Below are 26,506 nucleotides of genomic sequence, written 5' to 3'. Positions count from 1 at the left end.
GGAGAGAGAATAGAACAATCTTTATATAAAACAGAGTCGAAGAAACTCTCATTCCACTTTCGGGCTGGGAAACTTGAGTTTTTATTCATACTTTTGCTCCCTGTAAAATAACCACGTAGATATGCACACATTCGACTATATTGTAGTTGGAGGAGGATTGGCAGGGCTATATACCGCCTACCTTTTATCTGATAAAGGAAGTATAGGACTGCTTGCCAAGACATCTTTGATCGATAGCAACTCATATATGGCTCAGGGTGGAATGGCTGCCGTAACCGATATAAACGATAGCCGGCACGCTCATCTATTGGACACATTAGAGGCCGGAAGAGGCCTTTGTAACGAGGAAGCCGTGCGTCTGCTCACGGAAGAAGCTCCAGATAGAATAGCCGAACTGATAGAGTTGGGTATGAAATTCGATCTGGAGAATGGACATCTTGCTTTGGGATTAGAGGGCGGACACAACCACAAACGCATCCTGCACGCAGGCGGAGATGCTACGGGGCGTCTTGTTACCTCATTTATCACGGAGCTTATACTCAAAGAGGGCAAGGTCTCCATCTTGGAACATCATACGGCAACAGACCTTATCTTGGGAGATAGTGGTTGTCGGGGCGTGTGGTGTTATGATGAAGCCAACCACCTCATCGCACCTCTCTTTGCATCTGCAGTGGTTCTCGCCACGGGAGGAGCGGCTGCAATCTATAATCCTACCACCAATCCCTCTACAAGTGTAGGAGACGGACTGGCATTGGCATACGAACAAGGAGCGGAGTTGATGGACTTGGAGTTTATACAATTTCACCCTACCGCTCTCTATATACCCAATAACTCCTCTTTCCTGGTAAGTGAAGCCGTGAGAGGAGAAGGTGCTCATCTTCTGGATCATACCGGCAACAGGTTCATGCTTACAAGGCATAAGCTTGCGGAATTGGCCCCAAGAGACGTTGTGGCAAGAGAGATCTTCTACACGATGCAAGAGAGTAAGATGCCCTACGTAACACTATCGCTGAAACATCTCGACCCCGTACACATCGCGGAAAGATTCCCTACCATCACGCAGTATTGCCGAAGAAACGGTCTGGATTTAAGTAGCGAAATTCCGGTTGCTCCCGCTGCGCACTACACGGTAGGCGGTATAAAGGTAGACCGGAACGGTCTCTCCTCCATCGGCAGGCTGTATGCGGTGGGAGAAGTAGCCGCTACGGGGGTGATGGGAGCCAATAGACTCGCCTCCAACTCCCTTATAGAGTGTCTCGTTTTCGGTAAACGCATTGCGGATCATATCCACAATCAGCCCCTCCCTACCCCGGACACCTCGGCTCTTCAGCAGCCATTCACGCTCGATTCTATGCAGATGGAGCTTGAACTTAAAACCAAAGGAGAGTCCATGATGCGTGTCTTGGGCAACACCATGATGCAGAATGTCGGCATTGTAAGAAAGGGCGAAGCTCTCAACGAGGGTATCAGAAAGATAGAAGATAGCCTGAAAGAGCTTGAGCCGTTCAAGGACACCTCATTCCATGGCAGGCTATTGTACAAACGGCATCAGGTAGCACTCATCATCACGAAAGCTGCTCTTTTGAGAGAAGAGAGCCGTGGCGGACATTACAGACAAGACTATCCCGAAACGCTTTCCCCTCAAAAGGCATATCACACCATTATCAAAGAAAACAGTATCACACATCAATCAGTATAATCATGCAGATCTTCAACTCTATTCAAGACGAACACTTGGAACAGCTTATCTCTCTCGCATTTGAGGAGGACCTCTTTTCCGGAGACATCGCAACGGAAGCAATCATGGCGCAAGAAGAGTACAAGGTGGCAACTCTTACGGCAAAAGCGGACGGAATAATCTCAGGTCTGAAAATTGCCGAACGTATCATCGCATATCTTGGAGAAGCAGAGTTTACTCCTCTTGTAGAGGATGGAGACGAGGTTAAGAAAGGAGAGGATATACTCAAAATACGCGCAAGGTACGACCACTTGCTAAAAAGCGAACGCATTATGCTCAACTTTCTTCAACGAATGTCGGGTATCGCCACAGCCACAAACAGGTTGGTCAAGCTGATCGGACACACCAACGCCAAACTGCTGGATACGAGAAAGACCGTTCCCGGACACCGTTTAACGGATAAGATGGCAGTAAGACACGGTGGAGGAACAAACCATCGGATGGGGCTTTATGACATGGCAATGCTGAAAGATAACCATATCAAGGCTGCAGGCGGTATCACTCCTGCCGTGCAGCAGGTACGTAAAGTTACGCCCATTTCGATACGCATAGAGGTTGAGACATCCACGTTGGAGCAGGTGGTGGAAGCCGTCGAAGCCGGAGCGGATGTGATTATGTTGGACAACATGGATACCGCTTCCATGAAAGAGGCAGTGGCTATAATCAATGGCAGAGCCAAGACAGAAGCATCCGGCAATATCAACGAAGGAACCATTGCAGCCGTTGCCGAGACCGGCGTGGACTATATAAGTGTAGGATCCCTCACGCACAGTGTACGTGCTTTGGACATCAGTATGAACTTTTAATCGGTAAAAATGAAACAAGAGTGGAGCTACAAAGGCTTTGTCGATGAGCCTGTCCCCGGCGATATAGATGTTAAAAGCGAAATCCGAGAGCTGTGCAGACAGAAGAATGCCATCATTCTGGCGCACTACTATACAGAGGGAGAGATTCAGGACATTGCGGACTATGTGGGAGACAGCCTCGGTTTGGCAAGAGTGGCAGCCGGTACGGATGCGGACATCATAGTGATGTGCGGTGTCCACTTCATGGCTGAAACCAACAAAATCCTCTGTCCGAACAAGAAGATACTCCTGCCAGATCTCAATGCAGACTGCTCTTTGGCTGAAAGCTGTCCGGCAAACGAGTTCGAGGCATTCGTCAAGAGACATCCGGACCATACCGTCCTCTCTTATGTCAATACAAGTGCCGCGATAAAGACGCTTACCGATGTCGTGGTTACTTCGGGCAATGCACGCCAGATCGTGGAGAGTTTTCCAAAGGATGCAAAGCTGATCTTCGGACCCGACTACAACCTTGGCAGATACATCAACAGCATTACCGGAAGAGAGATGCTGCTATGGGACGGAGGTTGCCACGTCCATGAGAGATTTTCCGTAACGGAACTGAAGAGACTGAAAGAGAGCTATCCTGATGCACCCGTACTAGCACACCCGGAGTGCAAAAAAGATATTCTGGATCTTGCAGATGTCATCGGCTCAACGGCAGCACTGCTGAAGTTTGTCTCTCGAAGCGATAAAAAGGCATTCATAATAGTTACCGAGAGCGGCATCTTACACCAAATGAAGAAAGAGGCTCCGGGTAAAGAGTTCATCACCGTGCCGTCGGACGAAAATCTTTCTGCCTGCAACGAGTGCAACTATATGCGCTTGAACACTCTCAACAAGCTCTACAACACTTTGAAGTTCGAGTGTCCCGAAGTAACTCTCCCTGCCGATGTCATAGAGCGAGCAGCAAAACCGATACAGAGGATGCTGGAAATATCGGATCGCTTAGGTCTCTGATCATACAGATCTTAGCATATAAAAATAAAAGAGAACCCGGATCTTGTACATGAAGGTCGGGGCTCTCTTTCGTGTTGAAGCTTCAAAAGAGTTGTTTTGAAGCTGTTTGAAAGCTCTTCTTAACGGCATCGGAAAATAGGCTGAATCCGTTCAACTTTGAAAATCAAGGTTCGTTTTATGGAAACCAAACTTTGCTCCAAACAAATCGGGGCTTGATTTTTACCAACCAAGCCCCGATTACGAACTCTGAATCTGTTTGCGATAAAATATAAAAAGGTCAAACAGATTTAACGAACCTATTCATAATAAGAAATAATCCACTCTTCTCTCATTGTCTCACAAAGGACGCCACGATCATCCAACGAGAAGAGAGAGCTCTTTATGATATTTCCCTTTGCATCGCAGACATACTCTATCCTTGAGAGGAGCACTCCATCCAAACCATAAGTCTGCTCCCAAACGGGATTTCCATTCTCATCATAAGAGCTAACTATCTTACTCCCTTCGGAGGTTTGCTGCGTCTTTTCAATGATGCGTCCGTTCTTGTAGACATAGCTGTAGGTGTACGAGTAAAGCTCTTTTCCATCTGAGAAGCAGACGGACTTTGTCATGTTGCCATGCTCATCATACTCATAGCGATCGAGAGTGTTTCCAAACTCTTCCGATCTTTCGGTTTTGTAAAACCTCTCCGAGAGTTGCCCCTTTGCATCATACTTCCATGTTATAACATCCGTAAATGGTTTACTCTCCGATAGAGCATAGCGAATATGCTCCTCTATCTTACGACCTGCCGCGTCGTATGTGTATCTTGTCTCGGTGGCATAAGGATCTTCGTAACCCTCATATACGATGGAGCTCTTCTTTATGAGACGATTTTCTCCGTCATAAGAGTAGAGGATATGCTCCGTAACCCGTCCTTCCTCTTCGGGCATCTCCCTTGTTATGGTCTTTTTCTCTATCAGGTTGCCGGCATTATCATAGGCATAGAGTGTCTCTTCGGGGTCTAAAGACTCGGAAAGAGAGACCTTCCGAACCAGCTTACCGTCTTTATATTCAAGGGAATCGCCGTACATCACGACATCAAGATTGCTATAAGACTTCTCCTCTTTAAGGCTGCCATCTTCGTTGAAGATCGTAACCACAGGACCGAGAGTGGTGTACCAATCCTCTTCATCCTCTGTCGGGGCGAAATATCTCGACATTCGCACCTCTTTCACTTTACCTTTATATCCGGCTTTTTCGCAGTCTGTCTGCGCTTTTTCTTCTGTTGCAGAGGATTTTTTTCCGCAGGCAGTCAAGCCAAAAGCCGATAAGAGCAGACTCACCATCAACGTATTGTACCACTTCATAATAGATCTGTATTTAGTTGTTAAGAATATCCGGTTGCGGGGTATGCGCATCTTTTTTCAGAGATGCTCCCACTCCTATGAAGCATAGAAGCAGGAGCATGAAGTAATAAAAACAAAATCGCTTCGCCTCGATAAGGCTGTATCATTCGTTGCTTAGTACACGGCTGTAAAGCTCCAAGTAGTGCTTGTAAAACTTACTCCACTCGGCATGAGAGGCAATAGTACGAGCAGACTTGGCTATCTTCTGTGTCTTCTTGTCGTAGAAGCAGTTCAGATAAGAGAGCGTTGCGCTTACGATCTGATCCACAGAGGCATTATAGTTATAATCTTCCCTGTGTGCCACAAAGCATCCTCCCGTATTGAGCTTGGGCTGATCCTCCGACAGAGTATTGACCCAAGAGCCGAAACCGGCAAGATCTGTGGTTATGGAAGGAACACCGAACGCAAGGCTCTCGAGCGGTGTATAGCCCCAAGGTTCGTAGTAAGAGGGAAAGAGAGAAAGATCGGCACCGACCAAGGTGTCGTAGTAAGAGAGATTAAGAATACCGTCGTGTCCGTTCAGATAGGACGGGATATAGAGTACTTTGACCTTTCTATCCCAGTAGCCGTTCATCTCCTCTATTTTGTTCACGATAGGATCCGTATGCAGGTTGTGCAACCAGTGTGTTATGTATCTGTGCTGCATGGGGGCGGTGTGCGTCTTTTTCTCGGTAAGGGCATATTCCAAATCGGCTCTCGGACTTTCTATCCAGCCGGGAACAAGGATCACTGCAAGTACCGATGCTCCCTCCGGCAGCTGTTCGCTGAGCCGTCCCATCACGTCCAGAAACATATCCACCCCCTTGTTGCGAAACTCTCCTCGCCCTGAGGTGATGGCTATAAAAGTATCTTCCGGTATTTCTTCACCGTAAAGCTTGGATGCTATCTCTATCAAGCGCGTTCTGGCACGCTTTCTAAGGCGACTTCTCGATGCGGAAGTTGCAGGGACAAAGTCCGGTTCAAAGCCGTTGGGCAGTACCACATCCGCCTTTTTCTGAAGCAGCTGGGCGCACTCTTTATCCGTTACTTCGCTCACCGTTCCAAAGCCATCGGCATGGTGTACTGCTGCCTTTTCGATATTGTGTTTACCCTGTATGTTGAGTTCCCATGCCATCTGATCGCCATTGTATGCAGGCAGTTCGCTGTACAGAGGTTTGCCATTGCTGCAGATGGAGCGTCCCGTTGAGGTGGCATGAGTAATGAATATCCGTCTGATTTCGGGAGCATGTGTCTTGAGATACAGCAGCCCGAAGCCGGTCATCCATTCGTTGAAGATCGCCAGGGCGTTTGCTTTCTGCTCTTGAGACAAAAGATGGTCGTACGCATCTTTCATCACCATCGCCGCAGCGGTGGAGAAGAGACAGCTCTCGTCATAATCACCGTAGCCGACATTGCCGTCTATGCCGTATCTCTCCCACGCTTCGTAGTAAAGGATTCCTTTCTGCTCGAACAGCGCGGAGTGATCCACCAAAGCGACGAACGGCTGTCCCGGAACATTCCACTGCCCGACCCGTATGGGGAGATTCAGCCTTTCGGATGCTTCTTCCGCCCAAGAAAACCATTTGCCGTGCTTACCTCTTTTGGAAGAAAAAGGAACAAATTCGCGCTTGGCAAGATCTCCGTCTCCGAACAGAGGTCCTACAAATAATATATTATCGGCTCCGTGCCCTTCCACCATTGTGCGAGCACGTGTGGAGAGGACCGTATGTATGCCTCCGACTTTGTAACACACTTCCCAACTTGTTTCAAAAACGAAACTTGCCGACAGGGAGTTTTTTCTGCTGTTGTTATTAAGATTCTTCATAATTTCTTCCATTTAGTTGGTACTTTGCCTTTATCAAAGATACGTTTTATTGTTGAATATTCCTATAAAAGAGGGGAAGGAGAGTGGTCTCGGAGCGGACTCTTTCCCGTCTGTCAGGCGATACGTTTTTTACTTGTCGTTACGAGATAGACTCCCAGAAAGATCATAGCCATGGAGGGGAGCTTGCTCCACTGCCAGCTGTCCAAGCCGAGTAAGATGGCGATGCCGATGGTGAGTATCGGCTGAATGTAGCCGTACATGCTCACGACCGTGGGGCGGATCTTCCGCTGTGCTATGGGGATGAGCAGATAAGCCACAAACGTGGCACCGAAGACGAGATAGGCAAGCATGCCGTAGTAGGAAGCAGTCTGTCCGAAGAGGTCGCTGCGGAGCAGACTCACGCCCGAAAAGGGTACGGAAGCGACCGTGGCGAAAAGAAACATCCACTTCATCAGCGTAACCGGTGTGTAGGTCATGATGATCCGCTTGAACAGAGTGAGATAGAAGGCATAGAAGAGCGATCCGACGAACAGGAGGAGTATGCCGAAAGAGTCGCCTCCGAACGAAAAATCCACGGTACCGCCCATGAGAGCCAGCCGGATAGCCCCCAGTGCTCCCAGCAGGACGCCGAACCCTTTCCTGAAAGTAAGCGGTTCTTTCTGCACGACCGTAGCGAGGATCAGTACCACGACAGGGCCCAAAGAGACGATCATCGCGGCATTCGTGGGAGAGGTCTGCTGCAGCCCGACGAGGAAGGCGATCTGGTTGCCCAGTACACCGAACAGAGATGCCAACGCGATATAGATGTAGTCTCTCCGGGCGACCCTTTCTTTCGGGAGGAACAGAGAGAGGATCCAAAACGACAGCATGGCTCCGCCGAACCGCAGGAACGATATACTGAGCGGATCCAAAGCTCCGGGATGGAGAATCATCTTTGTTACAGCCGTATTGACACCGAAAATGATGTTTGCCCCCAGTATTGCCATGTGTCCTTTGAGCTGTTCGGGGCCAAACGAGGCGGGAGCTATGTCTTTACGTTCTTTCAGCATTGGAGTCTTGAGTTGTTTTGCCCATTCCGGCGGGCATTTGTACGATTCGGTTCGGGCACAAAATTACACAATAGATTTCAGAAAGGAGGACGGTTGTGGCGACAAAATAGAGCAAGTCCGGCATCGGACAGCCTGAAACCGGGCAGCGAACCGGCACAATGTTTTGCAAACAAAGCGGATCAAGAGCCCTCGAAACTCTCCGCAAAAAGAGTAGAAACTTTTGGCGGAAACTTATGCAGAAAAAACGCCTTCGGCAGGGGGTAAAAATTCCATGCCCATAGAAATTTTTTTCCATGCCCATAGAAATTTTTTTTCATGCCCATAGAAATTTTTTTCCATGCCCATAGAAATTTTTTTCCATGCCCATAGAAATTTTTTTCCATGCCCATAGAAATTTTTTTCCNTTCCATGCCCATAGAAATTTTTTTCCATGCCCATAGAAATTTTTTTCCATGCCCATAGAAATTTTTTTCCATGCCCATAGAAATTTTTTTCCATGCCCATAGAAATTTTTTTCCATGCCATGAAACTTTTTTTCTGTGCGCACGTAAATAAATTTCTGTATATGCAGAAATATTTTTTCGTATATGCAAAAATAAATTTTCGTATATGCAGAAATATTTTTTCGTATATGCAGAAATATTTTTCCGTATATGCAGAAATATTTTTTCGTATATGCAGAAATATTTTTCCTTCCGCAAGCAGATATTTTTTCGTTCGGATGAAAATATTTCTCCCTCCGCAAGGGGATTTCCCTCCGGAGAGATCTCTCGGGAACAATATGGGAAAGGGATATATAAATAAAGGAGGTCGCCGATGGCTATTCATCGCACGACCTCCGCTCTGGTTTAATATTTATAGTATAAATCTCTGCGCTTCCACTCAAAACGTTCGAGCAGTATGCAAAGGTCTCAGATGGTGGGCATTATTTTTGCTGTTCCAGCTGAAGCGTTTTCGTGGGCTGGTCGCACACTTCTGTCGGACCGAAATACTGGATGGGTCCGGGATAGATATAGAGTGTCTCTTTCGCCCATATCTCACGCTCCGCAGCCATTGTCTTGAACGGCGCACCGTCGAGCTTCACGAGAGCTTTCTGTATAACGGGCTTCATCTCGCCATGACGTCGCTCCATGTTCATCATCATTGTGATGGGCACTCCTCCTGCCTTCCATTCGGATGCGGGGGCGGTGGTGTTGGAGATCGAACTCATGTATCCGGTCTTGCCTTCACCTATAAGGCAGGCGGCATTGTAGCCGAGGCTGTAACAGTAATCGGCATCGAAGTTGGACGGAGCGGCACATCTTCCTTCGTAACCGAAGAAGTGCGTCTGGGCAAGATACTTTCCGACATAAAGCCCGTCCTCTTTCCACTGCTTGAGCTTCGCGCCTACCATCTCCGCAACGAGCTTTTCGGTTTCGATGAGAGACACCTGTACGTTGCCGTGCGGATCTCTGTCGAGCGTAAGCTGTCGTGCCACATCATGAGGGAGGGAAGCAAACACCGCAGCATTCTTTGCAGAGAGTTTGGAAATGATATAGTTGCGTTGCTCCGAACGTTTGATACGTGCGTACTCCACGGCATTCTCGGCAAGGAAGTCGTTCAACTCCGCTATAAGTGCTTTCATTGCCGGTACGAACTCGATAAGCCCTTCAGGGATAAGCACCGTACCGAAGTTGTTCCCTGCCGCAGCTCTATCTGCCACAATCTGTGCGATGCGAGTGATCACGTCATCGAGCGAAAGGTTGTTAGCCTCGACCTCTTCCGAGATAATCACATAGTTGGGCTGCGTCTGAAGAGCACACTCCAAAGTGATGTGAGATGCCGAACGCCCCATCAGCTTGATAAAGTGCCAGTATTTCCTTGCAGAGTTGCAGTCTCTCTGGATGTTGCCGATCACTTCGGAGTACACCTTGCAGGCAGTATCGAACCCGAAGGAAGTCTCTATCTGCTCGTTCTTAAGGTCTCCGTCTATCGTTTTCGGGCAGCCTATCACCTGTACACCTGCTCCTATCTTGGCATAATATTCTGCCAGAACACAAGCGTTGGTATTGGAGTCGTCTCCTCCGATGATGACCAAAGCTCCGATATTCAGCTCTTGGAGAACTTCCAAACCTTTATCGAACTGCTCCTTAGTCTCCAACTTAGTCCGTCCGGAACCGATAATGTCGAAGCCGCCCGTATTGCGATACTCTTCTATGATATCTGCCGTGAGTTCCATGTACTTGTGCTCCACAAGTCCGCTTGGTCCCATCAGGAAACCGTACAGCTTGCTGTCCGGATGCAGAGCCTTAAGTCCGTCAAAGAGACCGGCTATAACGTTGTGTCCGCCCGGTGCTTGTCCGCCCGACAGAATCACTCCGGTGTGGATGGGAGCATATTCTCTCGTCTCCTTAGCCGGTTGAAACTCTATAAGAGGAAGTCCGTAAGTGTTGGGGAATAAGTTTTTGATAGCATCCTGATCCGCTACCGATTGAGTGGCATTGCCCTCCACGGCAATCACCTGTCCTCTAAGTGCCTTAGGCATCTTTGGCATATAAGATGCACGAGCCACTTGTAATGCACTTTTCTTAATCATCTAAATCTTTGTGTTTATATATTGTCTTGAAAATAGAATCACGTTCGATCTCCTTTTCGAGCAAGCTTCCGATAGTTGGTTCTTGCCATGAAAAAGATGAAAAACATATTCAACGCCAGAATCGCTCCGGCAAAAGAAAAGAACAGCTGACGCCATCCTTCCATAACGAAATAACATACAACGGCTGCCAGTAACAGCATCAATCCGAGAACAGAGGCAGCTATCATTATTTTTTTCAGAACTGTCGGATTCATACCTAAATACTTTGTACGGAGCAAAGATATAGAAAAATAGGAGAAAAGTTGGTGCTTCAAGGTTAAATTGCTAATTTTGTTTGAGTTTTCGTGTAATGGTACTGAAAGACTACAACATACTGCTTGAAGAACTTGAGGAGAGGATAGGACAGCTATTAAGGCAAAATAGTGATTTGTCTGTCCGGTTGCGTCAGTTGCAAATAGAGAATAAAGCTCTCTCCTTAAAATGCCGGAAACAGGATGAAGAGACAGAGGATCTCAAGCGAAAACTCAGCATTGCCGAGTCTTACCTGGAAGAGAGTCCCACATCCGTGGCACACCTTGTGGATTACAGGGATCACCTTCGAGAGTTGTCCGGCAAAGTGGCAGAATGCATAAAAACAATAAATAATAACAACCCCTGAGCCTCCCTATGTCTGTCCCTAAACAGAGTGAAAACAGTGTGGATAAACCTGCAAACAAGTTTACCATCCATCTCACTTTAATGGGAGAACGGATCTCGCTCAACATTCAGAGAGAGGAAGAAATATTCTTTCGCAAGGCTGAGACAGAAGTCAATCACTTTATCAATGCCTACAAAAGGAAGTTCCCGACCATCTCAGACACCAAGCTTCTTCTGTTTGTCGCCCTTCACTTTGCCACGTTGGTAGAGGAGAACAAAGCCGAGAAAGATAGTCAGACAGCATTGGCAACACGGATAGAGAGCATCATTGACAGGCTTCGTCGCCACTCCTTAGAGAGTTTTGAAGACCGCCATACTACCGCCTGAATTTATTGGGGAAAGGGGCACAACTATTTATCACTGTTTTATTCATCCTGTTCATTTACTTAGAAAGGTCTTCCTATGGAGGGAGACAGTGTTACACCCTTATATTTGAGTAGAATGAACAATATTGTTATTCCTGTACTTATCTGTGTTGCCATCCTCGTCATCGGAGGAGTATTGCTTTGGAAGTTCCTTTCCGATGCAGCCCGTACACGCAGCCAACACTTTCTACAAAAAGCCAAAGAGGAGGCTGAAGTCATAAAGAAAAACAAACTGCTGGAGGTAAAAGAGCAGTTCATAAAGCAAAAAGCCGCTCTCGAACGCGAAGTGGCACAGAGACAATCCAAGATCCAAAGCATAGAAAGCAAGCTCAAGAACAGAGACGAACAGCTCTCTGAGAGACAACAAGAGCTCAACAGAAAGATCGAATCCAACGAACAGTTGAGAAGAGATCTGGAATCACGTATGGAAGAGCTTACTGCTAGGGAGGACGAGCTTGCCCAAATCAAAGAACAACAGTTACTGGAACTCCAACACATTGCCGGTCTTACCACAGAGCAGGCAAGGGAAAAACTGGTAGAGTCTCAAATAGCCGAAGCACGCACTCAAGCCTCTGCAACGATCAACGATATCATGGAAGAGGCCAAGCTAACTGCCAACATGGAAGCGAAGAAAGTGGTAATAAAATCCATCCAGCGCCTTGCAACAGAAACGGCCATCGAAAATTCCATCACCGTCTTTCACATAGAATCGGATGAGATTAAAGGTAGAATAATAGGACGTGAAGGCAGAAACATCAGAGCATTGGAGGCAGCAACCGGAGTCGAAATCATCGTCGACGACACACCGGAAGCGATAGTCCTCAGCTGCTTCGACCCCGTTCGCCGTGAGATCGCTCGCCTTGTACTTCACCAGCTGGTTCAGGATGGCCGCATCCACCCTGCACGTATCGAAGAGGTGGTAGCCAAGGTTCGCAAACAGATAGAAGACGAGATAGTGGACACCGGTAAGCGCACGGTGATAGACTTGGGTATACATGGTCTCCACCCCGAACTTATCCGTCTCGTGGGAAAAATGAAGTACCGCTCCTCTTATGGGCAGAATCTTCTGCAACACTCTCGCGAAACAGCCAACCTCTGTGCCATTATGGCTGCCGAACTGGGGCTGAATCCGAAGAAGGCAAAACGTGCAGGTCTGCTACACGATATAGGCAAAGTACCCGATGACGAACCGGAACTTCCGCACGCCCTCCTCGGTATGCAGCTCTGCGAGAAGTACAAAGAAAAACCGGACATCTGCAACGCCGTGGGGGCTCACCACGATGAGATAGAGATGACATCCCTGCTCTCCCCTATCGTACAAGTGTGCGACGCCATATCCGGAGCACGTCCGGGAGCACGCAGAGAGATAGCCGAAGCGTACATCAAGCGTCTCAAAGATCTCGAAGAGCTGGCTCTATCTTATCCGGGAGTAGTGAAAACGTATGCCATCCAAGCAGGTAGAGAGCTTCGTGTGATCGTTGGATCCGATAAGGTTACAGATGCCGACACAGACATGTTGAGCGCAGACATCGCAAAACGGATTCAGGACGAGCTTACCTATCCGGGACAAGTAAAGATTACGGTAATCCGCGAAACCAGAGCCGTAAGCTACGCCAAGTAAATACTCCGGGCTTATATGCCCGACCGATGATACCGATCCGACACATTCGGCTCTCCTTTTCGGGGGTTCGAGTGTGCCGGATCTCTTTTTATTCTATCCCATTCAAGTGGGTCATCCCGTCCCTCATTTTTATATATTCCATCCCGAAAAATTCCCGCTTTTTTCTCGCTCTCTATTTTGATCGGAGGAGTCATTTTCAGAGCACGAACGAATTGTTAAATTTACCCCGTTTTATTAACACAAATTCAGATACCTGTTCACTCAAAACACTAAACAAGCATATTCTTTCGGCTTAACGTATTTAATTTTTCAATGAACACGTTTACCGATTTCATTTAATACGTTTACCGGATTCGATTAACGTGTTTAGCCAAAACAATTAATGCGCTAATAATCAGCAATCTACATATTTTCACCCTAAAAAGCCCCCAAAAAGGCAAATTTCTTTATTAGGAAACGTTCACAAGAACAAGCGTTAAAATTTATACTTATTAACGCAAAAAAGCCCCATAAAACGGACTGAGAAAAAATTTTTTCCAAATTTGCGATTTTCACTATACCACTCACAACCAACGATATAAATAAAGGAAAACTTTCTCGATTCTCTAAAATGCTCTCCCAAGAGTTTTCGGAGGATGATCTCGCACCCATCCGTTTTTATATAAAAGCTCCCTGCGAATGGTCATCTCTCCAATAGGAAAAAGGCTGAAATCGGAACATATTTTCTGCCGTACAGATCGCAAAGATTGTACTATGGCTTTTTTTTGCGTTCTTTGCCGCTGTAAAATCTAACCTAAAAGCATAGCAATAATGAGAAAATATCTTTTCCCTCTCCTATTCCTGACATCCATATTTCTGCTTGGAGGGTGTCGATCGAAAAACAGAAACGAAATAAATGATAAAGTTTTGTCGTTCTCCGAAAAAAGTATCGACTTCGACTTCAACAGCAACACCAAAAGAGTAACCATAAAAAGTCAAGGAGCTTGGAAAATAGAAGAGCCACCTCATTGGATCAAGCTATATCCTCTAAGCGGACAAGGCAACACCGTGCTGACGGTATCCGTAAACTCCTTCGACTCCTCATTAGAGCGCCAAGGAACAATAAAGGTCTCTTCAGGGATATATTCCGATAACCTGCAGATAAAGCAGTCCGGACTGCCTCTTGACAAAGCGAGTGCACGATACAAAATTCCGGTTATCTTCCACCTCCTTACGCACAAAGATGTTCCGGAGGTTGCAGCCGTAAAAACAGAAAAACTTGAAGAGTACCTTAAACATGTCAATGAAAGATATCGGGGAGCTTTGGGAGGAAACACCGTTGATAACAATGTCGAGTTTGTTTTGGCATCTGTGGATTCTGACGGAAAACCTCTTCCGGAAAGAGGTATCAAGAGACATGTATGGCACAAAGCGGAGACACCATTCGATGAGATTGTCGGCACAAAAACGCAGAATGTGATAGACATGTGCTGGGATTTCAATGCGTACATCAATGTATTCATCTTCAAATTCACAAGAAAAAAGAACAGCAATACGGTAACATTGGGAGTGGCAACTCTTCCATATATGCCCGAATCTCATCCCGTAAAGGGTCTTCCGCAGGTCAATACGAACTACATAGCAAGCAAAAACTGGATTTATGCCAGCAGTGTCGTGATCAACAGCGATTTTCTTAAATACAACTCCAACCACATAGCCACCTATGTGGGCAACACTCTTGCACACGAACTCGGACACTATGTAGGTCTGTATCATGCCTTCACGGAAAAAGATAAAGAAAGTAGCCCGCCACCTCCTCCCTGCACAGATAGTGATCACTGCCCGGATACCCAACAGTACGACAGAGAACACTACGTAAAGAAGGTACAGGAGTATGTCTCGTCTCCCTCTTTTGATAAAAATAACCCGGAGCATATCAAGCGTCTGTTTGAACGGGACAAGTGTGATTTTCAGGGTATATTTACCTCTTTCAACATAATGGACTACTTCTACTGTCGAAACCTTGGGTTTACCGCCGATCAGAGAAGCCGGATGAGGCAGGTTCTCTATCATGGTCTGTTGATTCCGGGAGCCAAGTATAGAGGCGGAGTGAGAGTGGGAAGAGGAGACGTTCCTCAAGACATGGAGGCTCCCAGAATATCGGATTGTCCTGAACATGACGTTCATATCTTGGAACATATACACTAAAACTCCCCCGGATTGGCAAGTTTTTACTATTTTTGCTGTTCAAATAATTGAAAATTTAAGTATTAACACCTATCATAAACATGATAACAACAGACCAACTAAGCAACTTGTTGGAGCGCCGAGATGCGCTGAGGGGGTATCTTTGACGTCGATACGAAGCGTATCGAATTAGAAGAAGAAGAGCTTCGCACGCAAGACCCTGTCTTTTGGCAGGATGCAAAACGTGCCGAAAGCGTCATGAAACGAGTAAAAGAGCTGAAAGGCTGGCTCAACGGATTCGATGCGGTAGACACTGCAACCGAAGAGCTCGCGCTCTCTTTAGAGTACCTGAAAGAGGGAATCATCTCCGAAGAGGAGATGGACGAAGCATACGCCAATGCTCTGAGGCTGACGGAAGATCTGGAACTGAAGAACATGCTGCGGAAAGAGGAGGATCACCTCGGAGCAGTACTGAAGATAAACTCCGGAGCAGGCGGTACGGAAGGACAAGATTGGGCTTCCATGCTTGCCAGAATGTACCAGAGATGGTGTGAGGATAAAGGTTACAGCGTTACCATTACCAACTGGCAAGACGGAGATGAAGCCGGCATAAAAACCTGTACGTTGCAGGTAGAAGGCGAAATGGCATACGGCTATCTCAAAAGCGAAAACGGTGTACACCGCCTTGTGCGCGTATCTCCCTATAATGCTCAAGGGAAGCGGATGACCTCTTTTGCCTCTGTATTTGTGGTTCCGTTGGTGGACGACAGTATAGAGATCAACATCAATCCTTCCGACATTACGTGGGATACGTTCCGAAGCGGAGGTGCAGGAGGACAGAACGTTAATAAGGTAGAAACCGGCGTTCGCCTGCATTACACCTACAAAGATCCCGATACGGGAGAAACGATGGAGATTGCCATCGAAAATACCGAAAGCCGTTCGCAGCTCGGTAATAGAGAGAATGCCATCCGCCTCTTGAAGAGTCAGCTCTACGATCTTGAACTTGCACGCCGTCGTCGTGCACAGAATGAGATAGAAGACTCTAAGCTGAAAATAGAGTGGGGTTCGCAGATACGCAGCTATGTATTCGACGATCGCCGCGTGAAGGATCACAGAACAGGATACCAAACATCGGATGTGGGTGGTGTCATGGATGGAGATATAGATGACTTCATAAAGGCTTACCTGATGGAGTTTGCCCAAACAGAAAAGTAGGAAGATGAAAATATCCGACATAAAAAAGAAGAATAGTTCGCATCCGATGAAGGCTTTATGGGGCTCTTTGGCTGCTATTGCCCTCTCCTCTATCGTGGGAGGCTGCTCTCTCTTACAGCCGCAAGCCAAAGTTAAAGCCCCAGCTCCAATATTCCCTATACCAACACCCGAACAGGTGGAGTGGCAAAAATTGGAGACCTATGCCTTTGTCCACTTCGGACTCAATACGTTCAACGATCTGGAGTGGGGCTATGGCAACACTCCGGCATCGACGTTCAATCCGAAGCGTCTCGACTGTGATCAGTGGGCAAGAATCATAAAAGCATCCGGTTTTAAGGGTATACTGCTGACGGCAAAACACCATGACGGCTTCTGCCTCTGGCCTACAAAGACTACGGATTACAGTGTGAAGAGCAGCCCATGGAAAGATGGGAAAGGAGACTTGGTCAAAGATCTCTCCGAGGCGTGCAGGAAATACGACCTAAAGTTCGGCATCTACCTCTCTCCATGGGACCGAAACAGCAAACACTATGGAATGTCGGAGTACGTGGATATATTCCATGAGCAAATGAGAGAGCTCCTGACAGGATATGGTCCGATCTTCGAGTACTGGTTCGATGGAGCCAATGGAGGGGATGGTTGGTATGGAGGAGCAGATACGCACAGGAATATAGACCCTAAGACATACTACCGCTACGAAGATGCCAAGAAGATCATCCGCGAGCTTCATCCTACAGCAATGATATTCGGAGGGACTGTTCCGGATATTCGCTGGATAGGAAACGAGATAGGTTATGCAGGGACAACCAACTGGAGCCCCATGACCATTGGAGAAGAAGGTGGACGTAAAAATATGGTCGGACAGGAACATGGTGAGGATTGGCTTCCCGGAGAGTGTGATGTTTCCATCCGTCCGGGATGGTTCTATCACCAAAGAGAGGATCATCAAGTGAAGTCTCCCGCCAAACTGATGGATATATATTATGGCAGTGTAGGGCGTAATGCCACTCTGCTTCTTAACTTTCCGGTTGATCTGAATGGCACTATTCATCCTAAGGATAGCGCTAGCATCATGGAGTGGAAAGCTCTGCTTGACCGTGAATTTGCCTCTCCTCTTCTTCTCGGCAAGGCTTCCGCGAAAGCAAGCAACGTAAGAGGAGAGCAATGGTCTGCATCTAATGTTCTAGACGATAACTATGACAGCTATTGGGCAACGGCGGATGGCGTTTCTTCCGGAGAGCTAGTCTTTTTCCTTCCAACAAAGCAAGCCATTAACCGACTTATGCTTCAAGAGTACATCCCATTAGGACAAAGAGTACGTAAGTTCTCGGTCTTCTATAAAGATGGAGAGAACTGGCTGCCTGTTTCGTTTGCAGAAGAGACCACTACAATAGGCTACAAAAGACTGTTAAGATTCAATTCCATAAAGACAGACGGCTTGAAGATTCTGTTTGAAGAGAGTCGAGGTCCTATCTGTATCAATAAGGTGGAAGCCTATATGGCTCCGGCGATAGTTTCGGATATTCCGGTTATACGCAGAGATCTTAATGATGAAGTGTCTATCTCTTTGTCTTCTCCCGGATTGGAGATATACTATACAACGGACGGCTCCGCTCCCTCCGTTTCGAATGGGATTAAGTACAGTAAACCATTCAGATTGCAAGATCACGGTGTGGTGAAAGCTATTGCCTATGACTCCGACTTCCATACAAGCGGAGATATGGCAGAGCGGACATTCTACCTTTCTGCAAGCAGGATAACACTATTTTCGCCACAAGAGAAAGAGGCAAAAGAAAAACTCCTCGACGGCAAGCCCTATTCTCTACTTCACTTTCCAAAGGGAGAAAGGAGCTTGGAGCTTCTTCTCGATACTCCTTATAAAATATCGGGTTTCAGACTGTTACCAAATCAACAAAGGGATGGAAGAGGACATATCCACTCTTATGTTCTGTACATAGATGACACAAAAGTGTTGGAAGGAGAGTTTTCCAATATCAAGAACAATCCGGTTCTGCAAACAGTACAATTCCATCCGGTCAAAGGACAAAAGGTAAAACTTGTGGCAAAGGAGATTGTGGACAACGTGGAGAGAATTATTCTCTCTGACTTTGATCTCATCATTGAGGAATAGAAATAGAATAATAACATTAAATACTTATTTAGAAGAATGGCAACAACAGCAGATTTTCGCAATGGTATGTGCCTTGACATTGATGGTGTGTACTTTACGATCGTAGAATTTCTCCATGTGAAACCAGGCAAGGGTCCTGCTTTTGTACGTACAAAGCTTAAAAACCTTTCTAACGGAAGAGTATTGGAGAAAACTTGGAACTCAGGTGTAAAAGTAGAAGAAGTGCGTATCGAACGCAGACCATACCAATACCTTTATAAGGATGATATGGGATATAACTTCATGCACCCTGAAACATTTGAGCAGATTCAAATTCCGGGAGAGACCATTTCCGGTGTGGAGTTTCTGAAAGAAGGAGATATGGTAGAAGCTATGGTACATGCAGGTAATGAGACAATACTAACCTGTGAACTTCCACCCCATGTTATCCTTGAAATAACATACACAGAACCCGGTGTTAAAGGAGATACCGCAACAAATGCTCTAAAGCCTGCAACGGTAGAAACAGGTGCTACGGTTCGTGTTCCTCTATTCATAACAGAAGGAGAAAAGATTGTGATAGACACTCGTGACGGCTCGTATGTAAGTAGAGCTAAAGAATAAAAGTGCTCCAATAGTATAAATGACATCTGCCTTTACACAAAATACGAAGGCAGATGTCATTTTCTTTTTACCACTTAGCGTATTCCTTATGTTTAATCAGGAGAAAACCAACCTTCATCTGAAAGTAAAAGAGATGTTGGAAGAGGAGCGTCCAAGAGAAAAACTCCTCAGATATGGAGTAAAAAATCTGGACACAACGGAGCTTCTTGCGCTCATCCTTAATACGGGGACAAAAGAGCAAAATGTAATAGAGATGGCTCGAAATATCTTGAAGAGTCATGACAACAACCTCTATTCCATGTATAAAACCCACGCCGAGCGTGTATCGGACAGTAAGATAAGAGGAATAGGTCCTGCAAAATTAGCAAAGATATTGGCAGCATTAGAGCTTGGAGTGCGTCTGGAAAAAGACAAAGAGTTTTACAGAGCAAAGGAAGAGATATTGAACGACAGCCAAAAGGTCTATAACTATATGAAACGATACCTCTTTGGTTTAGCTACGGAAAGTGTTTGGCTATTATGCTTCAACATCAGTCAGAAACTTACGATTCCACCTTTGGAAATATCTACCGGAGGAATGACTGAATCGGTGGCGGATATAAGGGTTATCCTCAAAAAGGCTTTGTACCATAATGCGACCGGTATAATACTCGTACACAACCATCCCAGTGGATCTCTACTACCATCTTCTGCGGATGATCAACTCACACAATCCTTAAATAAAGCGTGCCAAACAATCGGAATTAAGCTATCCGACCACCTCATCTACTCTGACTACGGATATTATAGCTATGCAGAAGAGGGATTACTATAGAAGATTTTTCTTACCTTTGGGGTGTATAGAACGCAAAAAAGCTATGAAACTATCACATGCAAAGATGGCTATAAAGGGCTTACGCGATATCAAAAGCTATGCATCTCACTTCTCGGAAGGCAATTGGGGAAAGAAGCTTTTGCAGGTGAAACATCTTGTTGGAGAGAGTGTTTTGCTTCCTATGATACGGCTTTACTATGTCATGAAAGCACCTTCTACCCCCATAGCAAAGAAGATTTACATCTCCGGAGCTTTAGGATACTTCATTCTCCCGATAGATATTATTCCGGATATGTTGATCCCGATTCTCGGCTTTACGGATGACCTTGCCGTGGCAACTTTAGTTCTGAAGTTGGTTAATGACAACCTCACACCGGAAATAGAAGAGAAAAGCAGGAGATTCTATGACTCTCTTGTAATATGTAAGAGAGGAAAAGGGAGTTTATCCGGAGAGTCTAAGAATGACACGATAACAGATCCCCTCCCAACCGAAGGGTCTTCTTTGTAAAACTTGGTTACACTATTACCAATCTAAAAACCATAAAAGCACTATGAACACAAACTTTATTAGACTGGTTGGATTGCTGTTTGCCACTTCCCTCTTATCCGGTTGTTTGGGGGGGAAAGGTCCGGATCCGACCCCAAATCCCGTTCCACCTCCCGAGACTCTTAACATCTCATCCGTAGTGATTCGTGAATATCTTTTTTCAGATGATACTCCGATATTTGTGCAAGAACAATTGTGGAAAGAAGGACACCTATCATTGGAAAATACAAATATTCTCGATCTGTTTCGTCCGGACATCAAGTATCATACAACCCTTAGTTATGTAAGATCAGGAGAGGATAAAGTAGAGATAAGAACCATTCCTAATATAAAAAAGCTCAATGAGACAAAGCCATATCTCACCGCTTCGCTGCAAAAAGGAGCAGATGGAGTCTATTCGGGATACGAGGTTAAGTTTGCAGAAAACATAACCAGAATTCCTCATATGCTTGGACATGAAACTTCCAAGATTGAAGGACAGGATAACTCTAAACCGACTCTTATCTCTAATAGCTTGCATGATATTGCTATGGATTGGGACATCAAAGGGAAATTGAGTTCTTACACGGTAACCAATAAGACAGAAAACAAAAATATCCCCCATATATCTTCAAGAAAGATTGTTCTGCGATATCAAGAGGTTCAGAGTCTGGATGTGAGTGTCAACAATATCAGACCTGGAGTTTTCTGGGCAATTTCCCCTGTTTTTGGGCTAAATCCATCTTTAGGTCTTCATACATATAATGTGCTGTCAGAAGCCCTGAAAGAGCCTAAGCATCTTCCTATATCAATGACAGAGATAGCAGAAGGTGTGACGAATGAGTACCAGTTCAGCTATGCGTGGTTCTCTCCAACCGAACTGCATATTGCCCGAATCATGAAAGAAGCCGCACCTTTCGACAGCAGAAACAGGAAGTTTATTATACATTTCAATGTCTTATAAATGGTATCTAACAAAAACATAGAACGTTATATTGAACAGATAGAAGATCTTATTACCGATTTGTCTCACAAGCTTGATGCTCTCAAGGCAGAGCTAAAGAGGGCAGATAGTGAGATACAAGAAGAAAGACAAATCGAAGAAGAAACTTCGGCTTCTGATGTTATGTTCATTCCTAAAGCTACGACAAGTCAGGTTGAGAAACCAACCATTGCTAACAGCATAAAAAAGGAGGTTGTAAACCCTCTGAGGGAGTACATCAGTATGTTTGACTATTTTTACTTCCGAAGAGAGCTATTCTTGGATAGCGAAAGTTTGATTGAAAGTGAGTTGGATACACTGACTCATTTGGCAGACTTCTCTTCTGCAACAAAACATCTTGCAGCTAACTATCCTTGGGTAAAAACGGATGAACCGGCAGCAAAAGCGTTTCTTGAAATAGTGGAAAGATATTACGCATAAAACTTTTGCAAAATGGGATGGCTGACTATCATACCAACCCCTATTGGGAATTTGGAAGATATTACTCTGAGAGCCTTGAGACTGCTTAGAGAAGCCGACGTCGTGCTTGCGGAAGATACTCGAACAACACTTAAACTTCTACGCCATTTCGAGATCTCTCCGAGAGAACTTCGTAGCCATCACATGCACAATGAGCATACTACGGCAAAGTCCATAGCTACTGCCATCGCGGATGGGCAAAAAGTAGTTTTGGTCTCTGATGCAGGAACACCGGGGATTTCAGATCCGGGATTTATTTTGGTACGGGAATGCTTACTGCTGAATCTTAAGGTTGAGTGTCTTCCCGGTGCCACGGCCTTTGTTCCTGCTCTTGTTGCCTCCGGCTTACCTTGTGACAGATTCTCGTTCGAGGGTTTTCTACCACAGAAAAAAGGAAGGCAAACTCTTTTGGAAGATATTTCCAAGCGTACAACTACAACCATTTTATATGAGGCTCCAACAAGATTGGTAAAGCTATTAGAGCAGCTATCAATACTTCTTGAACCGGGAAGAGAAGTCGTAGTAGTACGGGAAATATCAAAAATACATGAGGAGTACCATAGAGGGACATCCTCAGAATTGTGTGAATATTTTAGAAATCAACCGCCTCGTGGTGAGATTGTAGTGCTTATTGCTCCCTCTCCCACTCCGGAGCGTGTACATAAGAATAAGTATAAGGAGTCTTAATCTCCTTCATGTCCAACAAGTGAAAAGATCACTTTAAAACAGATTTGAATATGAAAAAAACAGCATTTATTACTCTCGCTATTTGCGCAATGACTCTTGTCTCTTCTTGTGGAAAGCATTCTTCCGCATATAAGAACCTGCAAGCGAAATATGATTCCTTGGAAATGGTATCCAGAACAACTGAAAGCAATCTGGAAGAAATGCTAACCGTAATCAATGAGGTAGAACAAAGCTTTGAAGAGATTCGTGCAGCAGAAAACTTTGTTGCGATCAAACACAAAAGTGGTGAGCTTACTGCTTCTACTCGTGAACAGATTAAGAATAACATGCAGTTGGTTGCAAGCACTCTTAAAGAGAATAGAGAAAAGATCGAACTTCTCAATGAGCAGCTGAAGAAAAACTCTGCAGCGGCAAAACTTTTGGGCAGCAAGATCAAGAGAATGACCGATGAAATTCAGAGAAAAGAGAGCGAACTCGTTGCTCTTCGTAATGAACTTGCAATGAGAGACGTCAAAATAGAACAGCTTGATAGTGCACTTGTGAGATCTGCTCAAAATGTGGATGTCCTTGCTCAAGAAAATGCAGCACAACAAGCAGCTATTGCACAACAAGATGCTGCTCTTAATGCAGTGTTCTATTGCTTCGGAACATCTTCGGAACTTAAGGAACACAAAATCCTTACCGGAGGATCTATCTTCTCCTCTCCAAAAGTTTTGGCAGAAGGTTTCAACAAAGATTACTTCATCAAGATGGACCGGAGAGAGCTTCACACCATTCCTCTATTTGAGAAAAAGGCTGTACTCCACACTAAACACCCTGCAAGTTCATACTCATTGGATAAGGGTTCCGACGGTAATCTTACTCTAAACATTAAGAACACAAAAGAGTTCTGGAGTTTAAGCCAGTACCTCGTGATCGAAGTTAAATGACAATAGTACTCATACTCTTACTTCTTCTGAGCCTGATATATATAGTCTGGCTCAGGAGAAGTCTCTTTATCTCCAAGAAGGAAGACGTTCCTCTTGAAGATCTTATGAAAAAAATGTACTCCAAACAGATGGAGTGCATCACGTTGGATTGTGCTACTTCTTTCTGGAATATCAGAGAGGAGGAAGCGCAATCTTTCTTATTGAAGGCAACCAAGCGAGGATGGCTGACAACTCTCGACTATAAGACATTCACTCTTACCGATGCAGGTAAAAATATGGGGCAACACCTCTCCAGAGCACACAGGCTATACGAGACCTATCTTGCCGAAAAGACAGGATACTCATCAGAGGAGTGGCATAAGCTTGCAGAGAAAATGGAACACAAACTCTCTCCTCAGAAGTTGGAAGAGCTCTCTGTAAGTCTTCATCACCCCAAGTACGACCCACATGGCTCCCCAATACCTCAGCCAAACGAAGAGATTCCAATAGCTCCTCCTTATAAGTATGATATTACTCCCAAAGGCAATAGTTCATTATGGGATCTTGAATTTGGAGAGGTTGCCAAAGTAAAAGGTCTTGGCTACCAATTGGCAGGAGACAGAAGAAAACGTCTGTTGGATCTTGGATTTGTGAAAGGCTCTCTTGTGAGACTATATCTCTGTAGCCCGACCGGAGAGACAAAAGCCTTTTTAGTACGAAACACTGCCATCGCATTGCGCAAAGAGCAAGCAGGCTATATTTATATAGACAAGGTAGAGCAGTCATGAAAAGACAAAATGTACTTCAAGGAGGCTCGAATACCATTGGAGCCAAGTACACCATAGCCCTTGCCGGTAATCCCAATACCGGTAAGAGTACTCTCTTCAATGGTCTTACAGGACTCCATCAGCATACAGGCAATTGGCCCGGAAAGACCGTAGCAAGAGCCGAAGGGAGTTATACCTATGAAGGAGAGAAGTATCGCATTGTGGACTTACCCGGTACTTATTCCCTTTTTTCTCGTAGCGAGGATGAAGAGATTGCACGCAACTTTATTCTCTTCGGTCAGCCGGACGCTACGATTATCGTTGCAGACGCAACCCGTTTGGAGCGTAATCTGAACCTAACTCTCCAAATCTTGGAAATAACAGAGAATGCTATTTTGGTTGTCAATCTCATAGATGAAGCTCGCTCCATGGGGATTATGATAGATGCCAAAATACTTGAAAGGAGGCTTGGCATACCCGTTGCACTTGTTTCAGCCAGAAGCGGAGAGGGCTTGGATCTTCTACTCAAGACCATTTCTCAGGTTATTAAAGGAGATATTGTCTGCCGGCCTCATCGAATACAGAATCTTAGCGGAAAAGCAGCCGAAGCCATAGAGGCTGTGGAGCAAGAAGTAAAAAATGTCTATCCCGATCTTCCCAATGCCAAATGGGTTGCGATGAGACTCATCGAGGGAGACGCAAAGATTATAGAAGCTGTAAGAAGCGGCAAATGGATAGACGAAGAAATACTACTTCAATGATATGAAAGAGAGAGAGCTTATTATACAAACAGCCAACAAATGGAAGTGGGAAGTCGGAAAAGACTTCCACGATAAAGTCTCCGAAGCTATATATGCCGATGCAGAGGATATCTGCAATGAAGCGATAAAGTACGAAGATAACAATAAAAGAAGAGGGTTTGATGCCAAACTGGATAAGATATTGGCAAGCAAGCGATGGGGTTATCCCATTATGATTTCTCTTCTTGCCGTAGTTCTCTGGATTACTATTGTCGGGAGCAATTATCCCTCCCAGCTGCTCTCCTCTTTTCTTGTGGGAAAACTGTACCCTCTCCTAAAAGGTTGGACCGAAAGTTTTCTGCCTGCTCTTTTATCCGGATTCCTTATAGATGGCGTCTATCTCACTACCGCATGGGTTGTCTCTGTGATGCTCCCTCCCATGGCTATCTTCTTTCCTCTGTTTACTCTTCTGGAAGATTTCGGCTACCTCCCAAGAGTGGCATTCAACATGGACGGACTTTTCAAAAGAGCAGGAGCACACGGCAAACAGGCACTCACAATGACCATGGGATTCGGATGCAATGCTGCGGCAATAGTCTCTACTCGTATTATAGACAGCCCCAGAGAGAGGCTGTTGGCAATAATCACCAACAACTTTTCCCTCTGCAATGGGCGTTGGCCGACACAAATACTTTTGGCATCCATATTCATAGGCCCTTTAGTTCCTGCCCGCCTCTCCGGCACACTCTCCATCTTGTCGGTATTGGCTGTTGCCCTTTTGGGAATCGTATTTATGTTTGGCAGTAGCTTCCTGCTTAGCAAGACACTACTCAAGGGGGAAGTCTCTACTTTCAACCTGGAACTTCCACCATATCGTCCACCACGTTTTTGGCAGACACTCTACTCCTCTTTGGTAGACAGGACACTGGTTGTATTGGGACGAGCAGTTGTTTTTGCGGCTCCGGCAGGAGCTCTCATTTGGCTGATTTGCAACATCGAAATCGGGAATGTCAGTCTGGCAGCCCATGTTGTGGATCTCTTTGACGAGTTTGGGCTTTTCTTTGGTCTGAATGGAGTTATTCTTCTTGCCTACATCGTAGCCATCCCTGCGAATGAAGTTGTCATCCCGACAATACTTATGCTTACTATACTTACGGTACCCGAACTCTCCGGATTGGGAGATGGTGCCGGAATACTCTTTGAAGGCGAAAATGCAGGCATTACCGAAAACATATTAAGAGCCGGAGGATGGACACCGCTTACAGCCATCTGCGTTATGCTTTTCAGTCTGTTGCACAACCCTTGTAGCACCACACTCTATACCATATACAAGGAGACCAAGAGCATCAAGTGGACAACCATCTCTGCCTTAATACCCATTGCTTTTGGCTTTATACTCTGTGGAATAGTGGCAGGAATTACCCGTTTCTTTTTATCATGAAC

Annotated in this window: 22 protein-coding genes and 1 pseudogene; 18 read left to right on the top strand and 5 right to left on the bottom strand. The window is 45.6% G+C overall.

Annotated elements, in window-relative coordinates; all coding sequences use genetic code 11:
• Nucleotides 1-121: 121 nt before the first annotated feature.
• Genes nadB through nadA form a run of 3 tightly spaced genes read left to right on the top strand, consistent with a single transcriptional unit; the run spans nt 122 to nt 3,543 of the window.
• The gene (nadB, locus tag HQ43_RS04265) at nt 122-1,699 is read left to right on the top strand and encodes an L-aspartate oxidase (protein WP_036790146.1); all 1,578 of its coding nucleotides are present in this window, start codon (nt 122-124) and stop codon (nt 1,697-1,699) included.
• A 2-nt stretch (nt 1,700-1,701) separates the two neighbouring features.
• Nucleotides 1,702-2,544, top strand: coding sequence for a carboxylating nicotinate-nucleotide diphosphorylase (gene nadC / locus HQ43_RS04260; RefSeq protein ID WP_036790143.1), 843 nt, complete (start codon nt 1,702-1,704; stop codon nt 2,542-2,544).
• Between the two features lie 9 nt (nt 2,545-2,553).
• A complete protein-coding gene (gene nadA, locus HQ43_RS04255; protein WP_036790140.1) occupies nt 2,554-3,543 on the top strand; it encodes a quinolinate synthase NadA in 990 nt (329 codons plus the stop codon).
• 296 nt (nt 3,544-3,839) lie between these two features.
• Here the strand turns inward: nadA and HQ43_RS04250 are convergent, their stop codons facing one another.
• From HQ43_RS04250 to HQ43_RS04220, 5 genes are all read right to left on the bottom strand, one after another.
• Nucleotides 3,840-4,892, bottom strand: a complete 1,053-nt coding sequence (locus tag HQ43_RS04250) for an RHS repeat domain-containing protein (protein WP_036790137.1) — start codon at nt 4,890-4,892, stop codon at nt 3,840-3,842.
• 142 nt (nt 4,893-5,034) lie between these two features.
• Nucleotides 5,035-6,735, bottom strand: a complete 1,701-nt coding sequence (locus HQ43_RS04245; protein ID WP_036790218.1) for a glycosyltransferase — start codon at nt 6,733-6,735, stop codon at nt 5,035-5,037.
• Nucleotides 6,736-6,848: 113 nt separating this feature from the next.
• A complete protein-coding gene (locus HQ43_RS04240; protein WP_052079514.1) occupies nt 6,849-7,784 on the bottom strand; it encodes a DMT family transporter in 936 nt (311 codons plus the stop codon).
• 925 nt (nt 7,785-8,709) lie between these two features.
• The gene (locus tag HQ43_RS04225; protein WP_036790212.1) at nt 8,710-10,356 is read right to left on the bottom strand and encodes a diphosphate--fructose-6-phosphate 1-phosphotransferase; all 1,647 of its coding nucleotides are present in this window, start codon (nt 10,354-10,356) and stop codon (nt 8,710-8,712) included.
• A gap of 41 nt (nt 10,357-10,397) precedes the next feature.
• On the bottom strand, nt 10,398-10,613 hold the full coding sequence (locus tag HQ43_RS04220; protein ID WP_036790128.1) for a hypothetical protein: 216 nt from the start codon (nt 10,611-10,613) through the stop codon (nt 10,398-10,400).
• A gap of 80 nt (nt 10,614-10,693) precedes the next feature.
• On the opposite strand from HQ43_RS04220, the gene HQ43_RS04215 reads away from it, so the two are divergent.
• From HQ43_RS04215 to feoB, 15 genes and pseudogenes are all read left to right on the top strand, one after another.
• Nucleotides 10,694-11,017 carry a hypothetical protein gene (locus HQ43_RS04215; protein WP_152567480.1) on the top strand — a complete coding sequence of 108 codons (324 nt, stop codon included), beginning with the start codon at nt 10,694-10,696 and terminating at the stop codon, nt 11,015-11,017.
• 8 nt (nt 11,018-11,025) lie between these two features.
• Nucleotides 11,026-11,382, top strand: coding sequence for a cell division protein ZapA (locus tag HQ43_RS04210; RefSeq protein WP_036790122.1), 357 nt, complete (start codon nt 11,026-11,028; stop codon nt 11,380-11,382).
• A 114-nt stretch (nt 11,383-11,496) separates the two neighbouring features.
• The gene (rny, locus tag HQ43_RS04205; protein WP_235305942.1) at nt 11,497-13,041 is read left to right on the top strand and encodes a ribonuclease Y; all 1,545 of its coding nucleotides are present in this window, start codon (nt 11,497-11,499) and stop codon (nt 13,039-13,041) included.
• Nucleotides 13,042-13,851: 810 nt separating this feature from the next.
• Nucleotides 13,852-15,228, top strand: a complete 1,377-nt coding sequence (locus HQ43_RS04190; RefSeq protein WP_036790113.1) for a zinc-dependent metalloproteinase lipoprotein — start codon at nt 13,852-13,854, stop codon at nt 15,226-15,228.
• An 80-nt stretch (nt 15,229-15,308) separates the two neighbouring features.
• A protein-coding gene (gene prfB, locus HQ43_RS04185; protein ID WP_152567479.1) for a peptide chain release factor 2 occupies nt 15,309-16,425 on the top strand; the annotation gives its coding sequence in 2 pieces (ribosomal slippage) (nt 15,309-15,371 and nt 15,373-16,425; 1,116 coding nt in all).
• A gap of 4 nt (nt 16,426-16,429) precedes the next feature.
• Nucleotides 16,430-18,556, top strand: a complete 2,127-nt coding sequence (locus tag HQ43_RS04180) for an alpha-L-fucosidase (RefSeq protein WP_235305941.1) — start codon at nt 16,430-16,432, stop codon at nt 18,554-18,556.
• Between the two features lie 36 nt (nt 18,557-18,592).
• Nucleotides 18,593-19,159 (top strand): elongation factor P, encoded by a 567-nt coding sequence (gene efp, locus HQ43_RS04175; RefSeq protein ID WP_036790107.1) that lies wholly within the window; start codon nt 18,593-18,595, stop codon nt 19,157-19,159.
• Between the two features lie 19 nt (nt 19,160-19,178).
• Nucleotides 19,179-19,973, top strand: a complete 795-nt coding sequence (gene radC, locus HQ43_RS04170) for a RadC family protein (RefSeq protein ID WP_081964538.1) — start codon at nt 19,179-19,181, stop codon at nt 19,971-19,973.
• Nucleotides 19,974-20,016: 43 nt separating this feature from the next.
• Nucleotides 20,017-20,481 carry a YkvA family protein gene (locus tag HQ43_RS04165; protein ID WP_161785879.1) on the top strand — a complete coding sequence of 155 codons (465 nt, stop codon included), beginning with the start codon at nt 20,017-20,019 and terminating at the stop codon, nt 20,479-20,481.
• A 43-nt stretch (nt 20,482-20,524) separates the two neighbouring features.
• Nucleotides 20,525-21,463: a hypothetical protein gene (locus HQ43_RS04160; RefSeq protein WP_036790101.1), complete on the top strand. Its 939-nt coding sequence runs from the start codon at nt 20,525-20,527 to the stop codon at nt 21,461-21,463.
• Entirely contained in the window at nt 21,464-21,922 is a 459-nt protein-coding gene (locus HQ43_RS04155) for a hypothetical protein (protein ID WP_036790098.1), read from the top strand.
• A gap of 12 nt (nt 21,923-21,934) precedes the next feature.
• On the top strand, nt 21,935-22,648 hold the full coding sequence (rsmI, locus tag HQ43_RS04150) for a 16S rRNA (cytidine(1402)-2'-O)-methyltransferase (RefSeq protein ID WP_036790095.1): 714 nt from the start codon (nt 21,935-21,937) through the stop codon (nt 22,646-22,648).
• A gap of 50 nt (nt 22,649-22,698) precedes the next feature.
• Nucleotides 22,699-23,577 (top strand): Cbp1 family collagen-binding glycoprotein adhesin, encoded by an 879-nt coding sequence (locus HQ43_RS04145; RefSeq protein WP_036790092.1) that lies wholly within the window; start codon nt 22,699-22,701, stop codon nt 23,575-23,577.
• Nucleotides 23,574-24,344, top strand: coding sequence for a metal-dependent transcriptional regulator (locus HQ43_RS09450; RefSeq protein ID WP_052089968.1), 771 nt, complete (start codon nt 23,574-23,576; stop codon nt 24,342-24,344). Before HQ43_RS04145 ends, HQ43_RS09450 begins: the two co-directional genes overlap by 4 nt.
• A pseudogene (gene feoB, locus HQ43_RS04130) lies at nt 24,341-26,504 on the top strand (ferrous iron transport protein B). Before HQ43_RS09450 ends, feoB begins: the two are co-directional and overlap by 4 nt.
• Nucleotides 26,505-26,506: the final 2 nt, after the last annotated feature.

This window comes from Porphyromonas canoris, assembly GCF_000769115.1.
Lineage (GTDB): Bacteria > Bacteroidota > Bacteroidia > Bacteroidales > Porphyromonadaceae > Porphyromonas_A > Porphyromonas_A canoris.
Note: the sequence above shows the minus strand (reverse complement) of the source record. Positions and strands in the feature narration are given on the sequence as shown.

Excerpts from the sequence above, each read along its gene's own strand:
- nadB (WP_036790146.1), top strand. The coding sequence starts at position 122 with ATGCACACATTCGACTATATTGTAGTTGGAGGAGGATTGGCAGGGCTA.
- nadC (WP_036790143.1), top strand. The coding sequence starts at position 1,702 with ATGCAGATCTTCAACTCTATTCAAGACGAACACTTGGAACAGCTTATC.
- nadA (WP_036790140.1), top strand. The coding sequence starts at position 2,554 with ATGAAACAAGAGTGGAGCTACAAAGGCTTTGTCGATGAGCCTGTCCCC.
- HQ43_RS04250 (WP_036790137.1), bottom strand. The coding sequence starts at position 4,892 with ATGAAGTGGTACAATACGTTGATGGTGAGTCTGCTCTTATCGGCTTTT.
- HQ43_RS04245 (WP_036790218.1), bottom strand. The coding sequence starts at position 6,735 with ATGAAGAATCTTAATAACAACAGCAGAAAAAACTCCCTGTCGGCAAGT.
- HQ43_RS04240 (WP_052079514.1), bottom strand. The coding sequence starts at position 7,784 with ATGCTGAAAGAACGTAAAGACATAGCTCCCGCCTCGTTTGGCCCCGAA.
- HQ43_RS04220 (WP_036790128.1), bottom strand. The coding sequence starts at position 10,613 with ATGAATCCGACAGTTCTGAAAAAAATAATGATAGCTGCCTCTGTTCTC.
- HQ43_RS04210 (WP_036790122.1), top strand. The coding sequence starts at position 11,026 with ATGTCTGTCCCTAAACAGAGTGAAAACAGTGTGGATAAACCTGCAAAC.
- rny (WP_235305942.1), top strand. The coding sequence starts at position 11,497 with ATGAACAATATTGTTATTCCTGTACTTATCTGTGTTGCCATCCTCGTC.
- HQ43_RS04190 (WP_036790113.1), top strand. The coding sequence starts at position 13,852 with ATGAGAAAATATCTTTTCCCTCTCCTATTCCTGACATCCATATTTCTG.
- HQ43_RS04180 (WP_235305941.1), top strand. The coding sequence starts at position 16,430 with ATGAAAATATCCGACATAAAAAAGAAGAATAGTTCGCATCCGATGAAG.
- efp (WP_036790107.1), top strand. The coding sequence starts at position 18,593 with ATGGCAACAACAGCAGATTTTCGCAATGGTATGTGCCTTGACATTGAT.
- radC (WP_081964538.1), top strand. The coding sequence starts at position 19,179 with ATGACATCTGCCTTTACACAAAATACGAAGGCAGATGTCATTTTCTTT.
- HQ43_RS04165 (WP_161785879.1), top strand. The coding sequence starts at position 20,017 with ATGAAACTATCACATGCAAAGATGGCTATAAAGGGCTTACGCGATATC.
- HQ43_RS04160 (WP_036790101.1), top strand. The coding sequence starts at position 20,525 with ATGAACACAAACTTTATTAGACTGGTTGGATTGCTGTTTGCCACTTCC.
- HQ43_RS04155 (WP_036790098.1), top strand. The coding sequence starts at position 21,464 with ATGGTATCTAACAAAAACATAGAACGTTATATTGAACAGATAGAAGAT.
- rsmI (WP_036790095.1), top strand. The coding sequence starts at position 21,935 with ATGGGATGGCTGACTATCATACCAACCCCTATTGGGAATTTGGAAGAT.
- HQ43_RS04145 (WP_036790092.1), top strand. The coding sequence starts at position 22,699 with ATGAAAAAAACAGCATTTATTACTCTCGCTATTTGCGCAATGACTCTT.
- HQ43_RS09450 (WP_052089968.1), top strand. The coding sequence starts at position 23,574 with ATGACAATAGTACTCATACTCTTACTTCTTCTGAGCCTGATATATATA.